Genomic DNA, 15,120 nt, shown 5'->3' on the forward strand with positions numbered 1-15,120 from the left:
GCAAATTATACCGCAACGGTTGAGAATGGCTCCGAAATCCGCTACCATTCCACAAATATTTCAGGGGGGCTGAGTGCAAAAAGTTCATGTCGCGGTGATCGGCGGAGGATACGGCGGTATCCGCGCCGTCGAACGCCTCTGCAAACATCCCGAAATCACCATCACCCTGATCGACCAGAACGCCTACCACTATATGCAGGCCGAGGTCTACGATTTCATCGCCAACAAAGTCGACATGTCCCACGTCATGATCGACCTCCCCTCCCTGATGAAGAGCTTCGCCAACGTCGACTTCGTCTGCGAAGAGGTCCAAAGCGTCGACGCGCCGCAGCGCTCGATACGCACCGCGACCCGTACGATCGATTATGACTACCTCATCATCGCGACCGGAAGCCGCACCTATTTTCCGGCCTTCATTCCCGGCCTGCGCGAACACACCCACGGGGTCAAAAGCATCCCCAGCGCTCTGGATTTCAAACAGCAGTTCGAACGTGCGCTCCTTGATCGTATCGAAGCGCAGCGGCAGGGATGCGACGTCAAGGCGTTCAATATCGTCATCGGCGGCGCAGGGCTCTCAGGCGTCGAGATCGCCGCGGAGATGGCGGCCTACGCCAACCACTTTTACCAAAACGGCAATTTCGGCTGCCGGGGGGTGGACGTCTATCTCATCGACGCGTATGAAAGCATCCTGTTCGGGATGGATCCGTTTTTGATCCGCAGCGCGCACGAGCGGCTCGAAAAGCTGGGGGTGCACGTCTGGCACAACAACCGGATCAGTGAAGTGCGCGAAAAACAGATCGTCCTCGATAACGGAAAAATCCTCGATTTCGAGTTTATGATCTTCACGGGGGGGGTGTGCGCCTCGACCCTGACCGAGCGGCTGGCGTTTGAGGTCAATGCCAAGGGGCACCTCATCGTCAAGCCCGACCTCAGCCTCGCCGAACATCCCGAAATCTTCGCCATCGGGGACGTCGCCCACCTCGCCGACGCGGAGGGGAAACTCTATCCCCCTACCGCCCAGCTCGCCGAGCGGAGCGCCGAACACGCGGTCCGCAACATCCTAGCGCGTCTGCGCGGCAAACCCACGGCACCGTTTTCCTACCAAAACGGCGGCGTGATGATCGCTCTGGGGGGCGAATACGGCGCGGGGCTCCTCCCCGGCGGCATCCGCGTCAAAGGGTACCTCGCCTACCTAATCAAAAAGGCTATATTTTGGCTTTACACCGCTCCCCTGCGGCGCCGTAGCCTCATCGGCAAGCGGCGCTGAAGCGTCCGCTTCGCACATTTCCCTGAATGCGCTCTCGGTGAGCAAAGCGACTCCCAGTTCCACCGCCTTGTCGTATTTGCTCCCCGCATCTTCGCCGTACACGACGTAATCGGTCTTTTTCGATACCGACGAGGCGACTTTCGCCCCCAGCGATTCGAGGAGGTTTTTGATGACGTCGCGCGGCACGCTCATCGTCCCGGTGATGACGACGCTTTTTCCCTTAAACGGGTTCTCGGCCGCCTCGATCTTAACCGGGGCCACGGGGCTCAGGATACTTCGCAGCGTTTCGATTTTCTCGCCGTTGACGCGGACGAATTCAAGGATCGACTCGACCATCTCGCCGCCGAACCCTTCCAGCGCCAGAATCTCTTCGCGGCTTGCCGTATCGAACGCCGTCCCGAAAGCGCCGCACAATGTTTTGGAGGCCACCTCCCCGATGTGTTCGATCCCCAGCGCGTTGATGAACCGCCAGCACTCGCACCCTCTGGCCGCCGCGATCGCGTCGATCAGGTTGCGGCTTTTTTTCTCCTTGAACCCCTCCAGCGAGAGGAGCTGTTCCATCGTGAGACTAAAGAGATCACTCACGTCGTGCACCAGTCCCGCCTTGTGGAGCGCTTCGACGATCTTGTCCCCCAGCCCGTCGATATTGAGGCACTGCTTGGAGGCGAAATAGATGATCGAGTTCACGACACGTGCTTCACATGAGAGGTTCTGGCATTTGATCAGCGCCCCCTCATCGAGCAGTTCGCTTCCACAGACGGGACAGTGCGTCGGACGCGGCACGACGGCCTCGCTTCCGGTACGCTCGCTCGCTATCACCTTAACGATTTTAGGGATCACGTCGCCGCTGCGCAATATGATCACCTTGTCCCCGATCCGGATATCCTTGCGCTGTATCTCATCAAAGTTGTGCAGGGTCGAGCGCTCGACGGTGACCCCCTCGATATCGACCGGCTCGACGATGGCGACGGGGGTAACGACGCCGCTGCGCCCCACCTGCAAGATCACGTCGCGCAAGACGGTCAGTTTCTCGATGGCGGGGAACTTGTACGCCGCCGCCCAGCGGGGGTTTTTGACCGTATACCCCAGTTCGTCCTGCACGCTGATGGAATCGACTTTGATCACCATCCCGTCCAGCAGCATCTCGAACGTGTCGCGTACCCCCAGCATCTCCTGATAGAACCCCTCGATCTCCTCAGCACTGCGGCAGACGTGGCGCATCGCGGGACGGCGGAACCCCAGCGCATAAACCCACTCCATCCGCTCGGAGAGGTTGGGGATATCCAGACTGTTTTCCCCGATCCCGTAAGGCATGAACACCAGACGCCGCGACGCCGTGATGCGGGTATCGAGCTGGCGCAGGCTTCCCGCCGCCGCGTTACGCGGGTTGGCGAAGAGCGACTCGCCGTTTTTGAGCCGTTCTTCGTTAATCTGCTCGAAATCGTCCTTGAAAATCACCACCTCGCCCCGGATCTCGATCCGTCCGGCGTAGTCGATAGAAAGCGGGATCGACTGGATCGTCTTGGCGTTTTGGGTGACGTCCTCCCCTTCCACGCCGTCCCCTCGCGTAATCGCCTGCGAAAGTCTGCCCCCCTCGTAGATCAGGTTCAGGCTCGCCCCGTCGAATTTGGGCTCGCACCCGAACGTCACGTTGCCGTATACCTTCGTGATCCGGTTGACCCACGTGTCGAGTTCATCGCGGTTGAAGAGGTCTTCGAGGCTCCACATCCGCGACAGATGGCGCGCCTTGTCGAACTTCTCCTGCGGCTGGTCCCCTACCCGCTGCGTCGGCGAATCGGCAAGGATATGAGAAGGGTTTTCGTGCTCGTACGCCACGACCTTGTGGTAGAGGATGTCGTACTCCTCGTCCGTCGTGATCGGGTCGTCGAGGACATAGTAGTGGTAGGAATATTTTTTCAGCAGCTCAACGGCGTTTTGGTATTCGGTGTGGGTCATAGTTCGATACTTCCGGAGTTAAAGTTTTGGTGGTTGATCAGCGAAAGAATGACGATTTCATCTTCACGTATTACATAAACAACGGTATAACCTTTATAGATCATGTCACGGACATTATTATCGTCGTAATAAATAGACTTACGGCATCGATACGGCATTTCACCCAGTGAACGGCATTTTTCGAAAAACTCTTGTTTAAACGCTTTTGCCGCCTTGGGTTTGTCCAACGCAATAACTTCGATCTGTTCTGTCAGTAGATACAAAAATTCCGGATCAAATTTAATCTTCATAGCGTGCTAACACATCATCGAGAATTTTTTCCGCCTCTTCGATCGTATAGGGTTTCACTTTACCGCTGTTGAGCGCTTTCATTTGACGTTCTACTGTCTGTCTGTCTGCTTCAAATTTTCGGCGTCGGATCTCTTCATCGATCAATGCTTCGAGTTCATCGTTACGCATAAGTACAAAATCAAGCTTATTGTTTTTGAGAACGCCGATTTTATCCACTTCGTGGTTGGCAAGTTTGGAGAGGACCGCTCCGAAGTTTTTGGCGACGTCGGTCGAACTCATCAGTTCGTTGGGTTTGTAGGCGACCATCGTATTCTCCCGTATAATCTTACGGAATATTATACACGAAAATTTAAAGCCAAGTGTCCTTTTCTTTTTAGTTAAAGAACTTAGAGCCGTTCATACTTTTCTGTTTAGCCAGAAAAGTAAGCAAAAGAGCATACCGCGATCCAAGAACGCTCGTTCCTCCCGGCACTGCTGCCTCCGGAACGGCTCTAGGTATTGGATCGCGGGGATTTTTTATGTAAATATTTTCGCGTTCCGCGAAAATAATGGGCAATCTGTCTTTCGAGCATCCTTGAAAGCTACATGTGGAGGCAGCAGTGCCGGGAACATGCGAGCGATTTGCTCGAAAGACGAGGTTTTTTTGGTTACTTTTTTTGCCAGCACAAAAAAAGTGATAAGAGCTTTAATCGGACGGAAGCGGGTATTCCCGCTTGGAAAGTGGGAACGAAAGATAGTTATTGTTATTACCTAACCCTATTTTTTTATTTCGTTATTTCGAGTGGCAACTTTGCCGTGCACGACTGCAAGGATTCAGCTGCTTCCTCGACCAATGCAGATAAAGCTGACACTGCTTCTGCTTCTTGCTCTGAGTTCACAGGTACCTTGAAATAACGAAGTCCTGCAACCTCAATTCGGTTCTGACCATGAACGAAGAGACGATGGACAGAAAGAGAGGCAAGCTGCCCATCTGGACGATTGGCAACAGAACGGGCAAATGGGAAAGGTAATTCTTTCGGCCCTTCTAGCGAGTTTCGCACCGTCAAGACGAGAGAAGAACCAAGTAAACTTGGGACTTGAGTTAGCTTGAAATACTCGGGATAGGCGTCTACGTTCTTTTGATTCTGAGCAGCCAAATTTCCAATCTCTACTTCAGCAGAACGCCCTGCCGGGATGGTTGAAGCAACCACATAGAGCGCTGTCATATCGTTGTAAGCAGTGCGGCTGAAGTAAAGTGTGTTGTTGTTATACATTGCTTCAGCAAGTGCCTCAGCATCATTTGCACGAGGGAACTTCAAGCAGAGAACATTTCCGAAGTGATGTTGCCCATCCCAAACCTGCTGTTTACCGGAAAATCTTGCCTCTAGAAATTTAGACGACAGTTGAAACGATTGTTGGGCAGATACTGCAGGTGTTCCAAGTGCAACAATTGCGACAAAGGCAAAAGTAAAGAATTTGGGTGCTTTCATGACCGTACTCGATTGTTATGATGGCTAACTGTATGATTCATTCTTGTAATATCCTTATTGCAAACATTCAACAGATGACAAGCAAATATCCAAATATTGGAAGTTCGCGCTCAATAATTAACAAAATAAAATTATTTTTGAAAAATCTTACTGTAAAAAGAGAAAAAATACAAATCTAAAAAATACAACAGTTAGTTTCCCAGTCACTTCAGGAATAATTTTTCTTGCTCCAACTCTCCTGAGTGGAAGCGTATGACATCAATCAGTATTCCCTCTTGGAAAGAGAAAAATATCGTATCATCAAGCCTATTGCAAAAACTCTTGATGCCTCAAAACTCCTGCAAAAGTTATTTTCGCAGCTTTTGCAGTTGTTAAGTTCGTTTTTTATTTACTGCAAATACAAGATACACAATCAAAATCACTTCAATAATATCAATTAGATCACGGATATTTTCAGATAGCATTCATTTTCATTTTTAGGTTTTAGGCTCAAAATTCTATCATACAAAGTGATTTTTAACTTTGTGCAAGTGCTACATCATCTTGGAGACGAGGGTATGCATTCCCACTTGGAAAGTGGGAACGAAGGAACACGACTTGTTAGGCTAGAAGTTACGCACAGGAAACAATCAATTGACGACCATTGCAGTTAACTCGAACCGAGCCTCCATTGCACATCAGCCAATACTTTTTTCCATCCACAATGTACCAAACATATTGCCACGTTCCACCACAGCAAACTTGGCAATAGCAATAGCCGTTGTAGTTATTACTTCGCAAATGACCATCCAGACAGGAAGCCGGTGATGCCTCTGCGGAAACAGCCCCATCCATTGTTGGGGACAGTCCTGATTCGTGTTCGATCATTGCTATTGGTTGGTTGCTCATGACACTTTCTCCTTAGATTGATTTGACGGGATTACTCTGAACTGGCGGCCTAACTATTTATTCATTCCCACAATGTCCATTTTGCCCACTTCCAAACAGACCATCAGACACCTTAATGTCTAAATATCAACCCATCTATCAGAATCAAACAAAACAGCACATATTTAATATTCTTATACCATTTTCATTAAAACAATGTAAATAAATGTAATTGGTATTTTACTATGCAATAAAATCGACAGAAAGAAAAAAACGGGGGAATACTGCTTGTGAGAAGGTTAGCTAAAAATGTCTCGACATCGGTCTGCATTCCCAACGTGGACGTTTGGAACGAGAGAAGCATATAATACTTTTGATTGCTTTCCTATGGATTGCTAGACACGTGTGTCAATCGTAGACAACACTTCTTCTGCTATTCTTTGCTCTAGTACTCTTGCTTCGAGTAATCCAACAAATTTTTTGTTTTCATCCACTACAACAGCTTTTCTAACATGTTGTTTTTTCATTAATCTTAATGCATCAATTATCAGAGTATCTTGTTCAATTGCAGTTTTTATAATTACATTGTCAAAAGTTGAGAAAATATTCATTTCTTCTAATGCTCTAATGAGACGAGCAATATTGTTTGAATTATTCTGCTGTCTATTTTTAAACGTACTAATTGGTATCAATGCTAAAAACTTTCCAGAAGAATCTTGTATTTCAATGTATTTGAGGGAAGATAGCTTTTCGATGTATTCTGATACCATATGAACATCATAGTAATTTTGTTTTCCTTCAGTAAAAACCAACTTGTCAAGATTAGGTCTGCTTTGTTCTAATAATGATTGAAGGTATTGTGCACTTCCTTTATCACCACTTTTTAATTCTTTTGCAATTGCTGTTGCAGTAAGAATAACAGTGGAAACAGAATTTTTCAATTTTGCCTCAAGTTCTACTCCGAATCCTTTAAAACTTTTAATATAGCCACCAATAAAAAGAGTAGCAAGTAATGGAATTCCAGCAACAAGTAACCAACGTGTTTCAAGGTTTAATAGTACTGATTCATTGTATTGAAATATAAAAAAAATAACTAAAAGTATTATTGATAACATTGAACCTAAAACAAATACAATATGTTCAGTCCAGAACTTTTTAATCATTTAAAATCCCTTTTATGTCTAACGTTTGAAATTAGCAGTCAAAAAGCCGCAATATACTTACAGCCTCACCACTTTCGCCCCAAATCCCCCCATATGCGCCGGAGCATCCGCGAAACTTTTGACACTTGGATGAGCTTTCAGAAACTCCTTGACGGCATAGGCCAGTTTCCCCGTCCCAATACCGTGATAGATCAATACTTCATCGAACCCCTGCAAGAGCGCATCGGAGAGGAATTTGTCCATTTTCTCGCACGCCTCTTCGCCCCGCAGTCCGTGGAGGTCGAGTTTAAGGCCGCTCTTTTGTTCAACCTGCGAGGTGACGGTGACCTTGGGCTTTTTGGGGAGGTTGCCGCTGGGTTTGAGATCGGCGAGTTTTACCCGCAGGCGCATCCCCTCGACCTCGATCATCGCATCTTTGGCCCCGACGCTCACCACCGTGCCGCGCTGACTGCGGTATTTGACCGTCTGCCCTACTTCGTAGACGATTTTTTCGGGTTCGGCGATCTTGGGGACTTCGACTTTGGGGAGTTTCGCCTGCGCACGGTTCAGCTGGCGGTGGATAGCGGCCTGATCGTGCTCTTTGGCGGCGGCTTTCGCCTCGCGGATCGCGGCGTCGTATTCGGCGCGGAGACGGTTTCTCTCCCGCTCCAGATCGGATCGGAGATTTTCCCGCGCCTCTTTGAGGGCGTTCTGCTCGGCGCGGATCGCTTCGAGCCGTTCGTCTGCTTCTTTGTTCTTGCGTTTGAGGTCGCGTTCGAGCTCGCTGCCGCGTTCGATGAGGACACTCAGTTTCTCGTGGTTTTCACCATACAGCGCGCGGGCGCGGGTGAGGATGGCGGGGTTGATCCCGTATCGGGCGGCGGTCTCGAAGGCGTAGCTTTTGCCGATGACACCGTGGAGGAACTCGTAGGTGGGAACGCGCCGCTCCTCGTCGTAGAGGGCGGCGAGGAGCTCGACGTCGTCGCGGTCGGCCATCAGGGCGGCGAGGCGCTTGTGGTGGGTGGTGACGACGATCTTCTGCCCCCGTTTGATAAGCTCGTCCAGGACAATGGCAAAGAGTGCCGCCGCCTCGTCGCTGTCGGTCCCAAGCTCGATCTCGTCCACCCCGATCAGGGCGCTTTTGTGCTCGAAGAGGTGGGCGAACTGCACCATCCGCCCCGCAAAGGTCGAAATGTCGTTGCCGACGTTCTGGGGGTCGTCGATGACGGCCTCGATGCGCTTGAAACTGCCGATGCGCGATTTGTGGGCGTTGAGCCGCATCGGGATCAGGTATTTGGCCATCGCGCACGCGCTGAGGATCGATTTAAGCAGCATCGTTTTCCCCCCGGCGTTAACCCCGGTGATGAGGAGGAGGTTCCCTTTGAACGCGAGGGAGACGGGCTTGGGGTTGTGGAGGGCGGGATGGGCGAACTCCTCGAGGACGATCGCGTCGTCGCCGGAGGGTTTCACGATCGCGTAATCGTGGGCGCGGGCGAAGAGAACGCGGGCCTGGTAGTGGTCGTAGCGGTCGAATTCCCGGTCGATGAAGCCGATAAAGGGAACGAACCCCGAAAGCTTCGCCGAAAAGCGCTTAGCGTACTCGTAGAGTGCGGCGTCGCGCTCCTGCAGGACGTAGCGCAGCTGTTCCTTGCTTTTGAGGACCGCGTCGGGGGCGACGTAGAAATAGCCCGCCCCCGTCCGTCCGACGACGGAACCTTTGAGGACGTGGTTGAACCCGCCGCGCACGAGCAGACACTCCTCGTCGCCCACGTAGTGGATCTGCGTGTCGACGAGGTAGGAGGAGAGTTTCTGGGTGTGCAGGAGCCGTTTGATCGCGTCGTTGATCTCGGTTTTGATCGCCTTGATCCGCTGGGAGATCCGATAAAGCTCCTCGTCGCGGCTTTCGATGAATTTCCCCTCGACGTCGAAATACTCGTCGATCTCCTCGAACCCCTCCGGGATCACGATCGTCCCCATCCATTCGCCGATCAGGCCGCCGTAGCCCTGATTGCGCAGAAAGCGGAAATATCGGACGACTTTGAGCACTTCGAATATCTCCTCGAACCGCAAGACCCCCTGTTTTTTGAGGTGGTTGAGGATCGCCTCGAACGGAACGCTTTTGGGCGGAGCCTTGAACTCCAGCGCGTCAAGGGCCTCGATGTAGCGGTAATGCCGTTCCTGGTCCCCCTGCATCGCGATGTTCTGCTCGCGCGAGAAGAAGTGCTCCAGTGCCCCGACGTGGGGAAGGAGATCGAGTTTTCCGAAGAGTTCGGAGAGGGAGTGGGAGAGACGGCTCATTCGCACTCGCGGGCGTTAAAAATCCGCTGATAGTGGGGCGTCCCTTTGAGGCCGATGAAGCTCTGCGTCCCGACGCTGTAATCGAACGTCGTCGCGTTCACCTCTACCCCGCCGCAGACGAGCGTCTGGCCGCTGCGGTATTTGAGCTCGATCGCGGTGATGTGCTCACGTTCTCGGTCACTGCGGACGTTGTAGGCGATCGCTCCGGCGATGAGCAGGGTCACGACGGCCGAGATGGTCCCTTTTTGTCGGGCACTCAGTTCCGTGAAATAGTGCATCCACGCGAATGCCAGAACGACGATCCCGAACCACAGCAGGTAGCCCATGGGTTATTTGACTCCCCGCAGCTGATAGGTGAGATCCCCCGCGCCGAATCCGACGATCAACCCTTTATCAAACGTCGCCGCCACGGCGTCGCCCACGATCGCGTCGATCGTGTCCCCGGATCGGATGAGTTTGTCGCACATCATCGGGTTGTAACGTTTGAAACGCCCTTCGAAATCGATTTCGCGGGGTTCTTCGCTCGCCGCCCAAACGGGGAGGATAACGAGGTCGTCGCACCCTTCGAAACACTCGACGAATGCGTCGAGATTGTCGATGGTGCGGGAATATTTATGGGGCTGCCAGATCGCGACGATGCGGTCGAATCCTTTGAGCGCAGCGTACGTCTTGAGCGATTCCATCGTCGCTTTGATCTCGGTGGGATGGTGGGCGTAGTCGTCGATAATGACGCGCTCAGTCCCTTTGAAAATAACGTCGAACCGTTTTTTGATCCCCTTGAAATGGAGCAGGTTGGCGCGGATGGCGGCGATACTCATCGTCTGGGCCGCCGCGAGGATGGCCAGCGACGCATCCATCGCGATGTGTTCGCCGAATCCCCACACCTCGAATTCTCCCATGTTTTTGAGGGTGAAACGGGTGTAGGGCTCGTCGTCGAGGAGAATGTAAGTGATGTTGGTGATATCCGTGCTGGGGTAGAGGCGGATCGCGTCGCACTCGAGCGTCGCCATAAACGGATCTTCGGCGTTGATGACCCGCAGGGGGGCCATCTCGACGAAACGGCGGTAGGCATTGTGGAACTCGTCGATGTTGTAGTTGTAGTACTCCATGTGTTCGGGTTCGGCGTTGGTCACGATCGAACAGTAGGGGTTGGAGTTCAAAAAGCTGCCGTCGGATTCGTCGGCTTCAAAGAGCATCACGTCGGTACTGCCATCATATCGGACGTTGGAACCGAACCCTTTGGATTCGGCCCCGATGATCGCGCTGCCGCTCATGATCGAGGCGAGGATCGCCGTCGTCGTGCTTTTCCCGTGGGCGCCGCAGACGGCGTAAACTTTTTTCTCTTTGAGGATGCGCAGCAGCGCGTCACGGCGGTGAAGCACCTCGATACCCCGGGCACGCGCCTCGACGATCTCGGAGTTTGTCGGTTTGATGATGGCCGAGTGGATCACCAGATCGCACCCCTCGGGGATGTTGGCGGCATTGTGGCCGATGTGGACCGTGATGCCGCGGTCGATCAGACGCTGCGTGATGTGGGTCGCTTTCATGTCCGATCCGCTCACTTCATGACCGCTGAAACGCATGTATTTGGCCAGTCCTGAAATACCGATTCCGCCGATTCCGATAAAATGGATTTTCATTCTCCGATTCCCTTTGTAAAATAACTGATATAAAATTTCCCGCCGTTCTGGGTCGCGTTCATGTCGACGTAGCTCTCGATGAAATCGTCAAACGGGATTTGCGCGTCGCACGCCGCACGGTGCACTTTCATCGCCTCGGAGAACGCCTCGTCGTTGCTGATCCCGCCGAGCACTTCGAAAAGGGCGCTCGCATCGTGGACGCTCCCCGCGCTGTAATGTTCGATGGCGTACTCGTAGAGGGCGCGCAGCGTGGCGAAGTCCTGAACCTGCGTCATGTCGAGCTGCTCGAGATTTTCGAGGGCGTTGGTGAGCCGCTCGAGCGCCAGGTCGAGGATATTGGCATAATAGGCCATCAGGGTGTCTTCGTCGAACTTCTCGTGCGCTTCGCTCTCCAAAACGTACAGCGAAGCGATATCCCCTTCGCTTTGGGCATTGAAAATTTTCTCTTTCAGTTTGTCGCTCATGCGAGTGCCTCCTTCAGGCGGTGTAGTGCTTCGATGGTGCGGCCCCGCTCTTCGACGAGGGCGATGCGGATATAGCCGGTACCGGGGTTTTCCCCCGCGGCGTCGGTACGGGCGAGGAATTCCCCGGGGAGGACCTTGACGTTGTAATCGCGGTAAAGGCGCTGCGTGAGCTCGAGGGCGTCGTTCACCTTCAGCCAGAGGTAAAACGTCGCATCAGACGTTTCGACCCCCAGTATCTCCCGTGCCGCCTTGAAATTGTCGGCATACACCGCACGGGCCTCTTCGACGTGTTTTTCATCGTTCCACGCCATCGCGGCGGCCATCTGAAGGGGGAGCGGAGAGGCGCACCCGACGTAGGTGCGGTACTGGGCATAGGCTTTGAGAATCTGCGCGTCCCCGGCGATGAACCCGCTGCGCAGCCCCGGTGCCGATGAGCGCTTGGAAATCGAATTGATGACAAGGACGTTTTTAAACGCCGTGTTCCCGACGTGCACGGAAGCTTCGAGAAGCGACGGAACTTTTTCTTTCGTGTAGATCTCGCTGTAGCATTCGTCGTTGATGAGGCAAAAATCGTGTTTGAGGGCGAGTTTCACCCACTCACCCAGCTCGTCCAGGCTGAGCACCGATGCGGTGGGGTTGTTGGGGAAATTGAGGATGACGAGGTCGCATCCGGCCAGCTCCGTTTCGTCGATACGGGGTTTAAAGCCGTTGGCTTCGGTAAGGTTGAGATGGATGACCCGTGCGCGCGACGCGATCGCGGCACCTTCGTAAATCTGGTAAAACGGGTTGGTGTAGGCCATAACGGGATGCGGTTTGTCGAACAGGAAAAACTGCGGAAAGTTGAACAGCACTTCGCGGGTTCCGAACGCGCTGACGAGCTGATCGGGCTGGAGTTTGACCCCGAAACGGCGCTCGACGAAGCCGCGCATGGCACCGTTGAGTTCCGTCTCTCCGGCGGTTTTAGGGTAATAGCGGAGTTTTTCGGAGTGTTTGGAGAGCGACTTTTGGATGAATGCCGGCGTCTCGAACTGCGGTTCGCCGATGGTAAGGACGATCGGGGAATAGGCCGGGTTCGGCGTAATTCCGCTTAGGAGGGCATTGAGTTTTTCAAACGGATAGGGTTCAAAATGCAAAGGACGGTCTTTATAATGAAATAGTGGGGGTTATTATACCTTCCCCCGGCTGTAATTTAGTACGCTACGACCTCTTTTTTCGAGGGGGGCATACGGTCTTCGGTTCCGTCAACCATCCGCGCGAACGCTTTGAGATCGTGTTTGCTCACGATCATGTAGCGCGGCTGGGAAGTCATTTTTTTGCCTGCGGAGGCATGGGCGCGGTCGATGGTGAGGGCAGCCACGTAACCTGATTGAGCCGCTTTTTTCTCGAGTTCGTCGTCGTAGATCCCGAACACCCACGCAAGATATTTCACCTCGTGTCCCATCTTTTCTTCGAGTTTTTTCTTCGCCCCCGCGAGCTGTTTGTCGACGAATTTGTCGTATTCGGCGGCCGGGAGTTTTTTCTTTTCGTGTTTAAAGTTGGGGTGCCAGTAGGTGTGCGATTCGACCCGGAAGAGCTTGCTTTGTTCAAGCTCACGGAGCTGTTCCCAGTTCATCGCGTACTTCGCGTTGGAGATCGCGCTGGGGTAGATAAAGAGGGTTACGGGGACCTTGTAGCGCTTTACCAGCGGAGCCATCTCCGAATAAACGCTTTTGTGCCCGTCGTCGACGGTGATAACGACCGGTTTGGCCGGCAGGGCGACGCGTTCTCCCTTGACATGGCGCATCGCCGTATCGAGGGGGATCACGGTATAACCGTTTTGTTTGAGCCACGCGAGCTGTTCGCCGAAAGCGGACGTTTTGATCGTCATCGAATCGGCCACTTCGGGACCGAAACGGTGATAGCACAGTACGGGGATTTTAACGGGAAGCGCCGCTCCCCACAATGAAGCGAGGCTTAAAAGAATCGGCAGTACGAACCGGAGCATTGTTGTTTCAACCTTTATCGATAAAAATGGGGGGATTATAGCGCATTCATTCATACGGTTAACACAATTTTTCTTGACATTGTTGCCTGTTTGTCCTAGAATTCGTCCGATTAGTTGAATATGCAACTAAATAGATTTCCGAAGGAGGACGCTTTGAACCGCTGCGAATGCCCTATCGACGAATCGCTCGGCTGCCTCACCAACCACGCGGCGCATGCGGCCCGCAACTACCTGACACGACGGCTCGAAGAACACGGGATCGATATAACTATCGAACAGTTCAAGGTGATGGTCGTATTGTGGAAAGAGAAAGTTTCGACCCAGCAGGCGATCGCCGATTTCGTCGGAAAAGACAAAACCAGCATCACGCGCCTGATCGCGGGACTCGAAAAACGCTCCCTCATCACCCGTGCGACCGACGAAAATGATAAACGGTGCAACCTCGTGACCCTGACGCCGCAGGGAATCGCCCTCGAAAAACCGACGATGGAGATTCTCAACGCCGCCAACGAAGCGATCCACCGCGAATTCGACCCCGAAGAACTCGCCGCGACACTGCGAGTCCTCAAAAAAATGTGCCACCTACTCCATTATCCGTCAAAGGAATCCGAATGAAACGCCTGACACTCATGACTCTATCCCTGGCCGCCGTTTTGGCCATCAGCGGGTGCGAACGCCCCAAAGCCGCTGGGATGCAGCCCCCTCCGCAAGGACCCGTTCCCGTGACCACCACCCAGGTCAAAACGGGCAATTTCCCCGCCGTTCTCGAAGCGACCGGAAAAACCGAAGCGTACAACACCGTCCAGATCTACGCCCGCGTCAACGGCTACCTCGCCAAACGCCACTATGACGAAGGCGCTTACGTCGCCAAAGGGACGACCCTCTTCACGATCGACCCCAGCGACCTCAAAAACGCTCTGGACAGCGCGAAAGCCTCCTACGATCTCGCTGTCGCGAACCATACGAACGCCAAAGCGGTGCTGAACCGGATCAAGCCTCTTGCCGAAGCCAATGCCGCCAGCCGCCAGGAACTCGACACCGCGACCGCGAACGAGCGCAACACCGCCGCGGCCGTAGCGGCTGCGAAAGCCTCTTTGGAACAGGCCCGCCTGAACCTGAGCTACACTACCGTCAAAGCCCCTATCAGCGGTTTTGTCGACAAACGCAAAGTTGACGTCGGTACCTACGTCGCGGCGGGGGCGAACGGGCTGCTGACGACGATGTACCAAAACGATCCCATCTACGTCAATTTCACCTTCAGCGAAAACCAGAAAATCGCCCACCAAAATGCCATCGCTTCGGGGAAACTGATCCCTCCCCAAGACGGCAAATACCAAATCGAACTCGTTCTCGCCGACGGCTCGACCCTCTCGCGAACGGGGACCATCGATTTCGTCGCGCCGTTTGTCGATTCGACGACGGGAAGCATTCTCTACCGGGCCGTCGTCGACAACGGCGATCATAAATTGCTCCCCGGACAGTTCGTCAAGGTCAAAGTCAAAGGGATGGAGTGGAAAGATGCCCATTACCTCCCCCAAAAAACGGTCCTGACCGGGGAAAAAGGGAAATTCGTCTACGTCGTCGAAGCCAACAACACGGTTTCTCCGCGCCCCGTCACCGTCGGTGCGTGGATCGGCGAAAACATCGTCATCCAGGGAGGCCTCCGGGGCAATGAGAAAATTGCCGCCGACGCCCTCCCCAAACTCAAACCGGGGGCGGAAGTGATTCCGAACGGTAAATAA

The 15,120-nt window shown here is 53.2% G+C and carries 15 protein-coding genes; 3 read left to right on the plus strand and 12 right to left on the minus strand.

Annotation, left to right across the window (positions count from 1 at the left end; translation table 11 throughout):
- The first annotated feature begins 73 nt into the window (after positions 1-73).
- Complete coding sequence (locus E0765_RS01615) at positions 74-1,267, plus strand: NAD(P)/FAD-dependent oxidoreductase (protein ID WP_132811471.1); 1,194 nt, start codon at positions 74-76, stop codon at positions 1,265-1,267.
- Here E0765_RS01615 and ligA read toward each other — a convergent pair.
- The 12 genes from ligA to E0765_RS01675 all read right to left on the minus strand — a co-directional run bounded on the left by ligA (position 1,193) and on the right by E0765_RS01675 (position 13,378).
- On the minus strand, positions 1,193-3,223 hold the full coding sequence (gene ligA / locus E0765_RS01620) for an NAD-dependent DNA ligase LigA (protein ID WP_132811472.1): 2,031 nt from the start codon (positions 3,221-3,223) through the stop codon (positions 1,193-1,195). The two genes, E0765_RS01615 and ligA, sit on opposite strands and share 75 nt — an antisense overlap.
- Positions 3,220-3,513 (minus strand): type II toxin-antitoxin system RelE/ParE family toxin, encoded by a 294-nt coding sequence (locus E0765_RS01625; protein WP_132811473.1) that lies wholly within the window; start codon positions 3,511-3,513, stop codon positions 3,220-3,222. The genes ligA and E0765_RS01625 overlap by 4 nt, the downstream gene beginning before the upstream one ends.
- On the minus strand, positions 3,503-3,820 hold the full coding sequence (locus E0765_RS01630; RefSeq protein WP_132811474.1) for a hypothetical protein: 318 nt from the start codon (positions 3,818-3,820) through the stop codon (positions 3,503-3,505). Before E0765_RS01630 ends, E0765_RS01625 begins: the two co-directional genes overlap by 11 nt.
- A 458-nt stretch (positions 3,821-4,278) precedes the next feature.
- Positions 4,279-4,983 (minus strand): hypothetical protein, encoded by a 705-nt coding sequence (locus tag E0765_RS01635; RefSeq protein WP_132811475.1) that lies wholly within the window; start codon positions 4,981-4,983, stop codon positions 4,279-4,281.
- A 612-nt stretch (positions 4,984-5,595) separates the two neighbouring features.
- On the minus strand, positions 5,596-5,871 hold the full coding sequence (locus E0765_RS01640; protein ID WP_132811476.1) for a hypothetical protein: 276 nt from the start codon (positions 5,869-5,871) through the stop codon (positions 5,596-5,598).
- A 374-nt stretch (positions 5,872-6,245) separates the two neighbouring features.
- Entirely contained in the window at positions 6,246-7,013 is a 768-nt protein-coding gene (locus E0765_RS01645; protein WP_132811477.1) for a CBS domain-containing protein, read from the minus strand.
- 57 nt (positions 7,014-7,070) lie between these two features.
- Positions 7,071-9,290 carry an endonuclease MutS2 gene (locus tag E0765_RS01650; protein ID WP_132811478.1) on the minus strand — a complete coding sequence of 740 codons (2,220 nt, stop codon included), beginning with the start codon at positions 9,288-9,290 and terminating at the stop codon, positions 7,071-7,073.
- Positions 9,287-9,616, minus strand: a complete 330-nt coding sequence (locus E0765_RS01655) for a hypothetical protein (RefSeq protein WP_132811479.1) — start codon at positions 9,614-9,616, stop codon at positions 9,287-9,289. Before E0765_RS01655 ends, E0765_RS01650 begins: the two co-directional genes overlap by 4 nt.
- Before the next feature lie 3 nt (positions 9,617-9,619).
- Positions 9,620-10,930: a UDP-N-acetylmuramate--L-alanine ligase gene (gene murC / locus E0765_RS01660; RefSeq protein ID WP_132811480.1), complete on the minus strand. Its 1,311-nt coding sequence runs from the start codon at positions 10,928-10,930 to the stop codon at positions 9,620-9,622.
- The gene (locus E0765_RS01665; protein WP_132811481.1) at positions 10,927-11,394 is read right to left on the minus strand and encodes a hypothetical protein; all 468 of its coding nucleotides are present in this window, start codon (positions 11,392-11,394) and stop codon (positions 10,927-10,929) included. The genes murC and E0765_RS01665 overlap by 4 nt, the downstream gene beginning before the upstream one ends.
- Positions 11,391-12,527: a succinyldiaminopimelate transaminase gene (locus E0765_RS01670; protein ID WP_132811482.1), complete on the minus strand. Its 1,137-nt coding sequence runs from the start codon at positions 12,525-12,527 to the stop codon at positions 11,391-11,393. Before E0765_RS01670 ends, E0765_RS01665 begins: the two co-directional genes overlap by 4 nt.
- A 56-nt stretch (positions 12,528-12,583) precedes the next feature.
- Positions 12,584-13,378, minus strand: a complete 795-nt coding sequence (locus E0765_RS01675) for a polysaccharide deacetylase family protein (RefSeq protein ID WP_132811483.1) — start codon at positions 13,376-13,378, stop codon at positions 12,584-12,586.
- Between the two features lie 153 nt (positions 13,379-13,531).
- Between E0765_RS01675 and E0765_RS01680 the strand changes: the two genes are divergently transcribed.
- Together E0765_RS01680 and E0765_RS01685 are read left to right on the plus strand one after the other, a co-directional pair.
- Complete coding sequence (locus E0765_RS01680) at positions 13,532-13,993, plus strand: MarR family winged helix-turn-helix transcriptional regulator (RefSeq protein ID WP_165921620.1); 462 nt, start codon at positions 13,532-13,534, stop codon at positions 13,991-13,993.
- Entirely contained in the window at positions 13,990-15,120 is a 1,131-nt protein-coding gene (locus E0765_RS01685) for an efflux RND transporter periplasmic adaptor subunit (protein WP_132811485.1), read from the plus strand. Before E0765_RS01680 ends, E0765_RS01685 begins: the two co-directional genes overlap by 4 nt.

The organism is Sulfuricurvum sp. IAE1 (genome assembly GCF_004347735.1).
Classification (GTDB): domain Bacteria; phylum Campylobacterota; class Campylobacteria; order Campylobacterales; family Sulfurimonadaceae; genus Sulfuricurvum.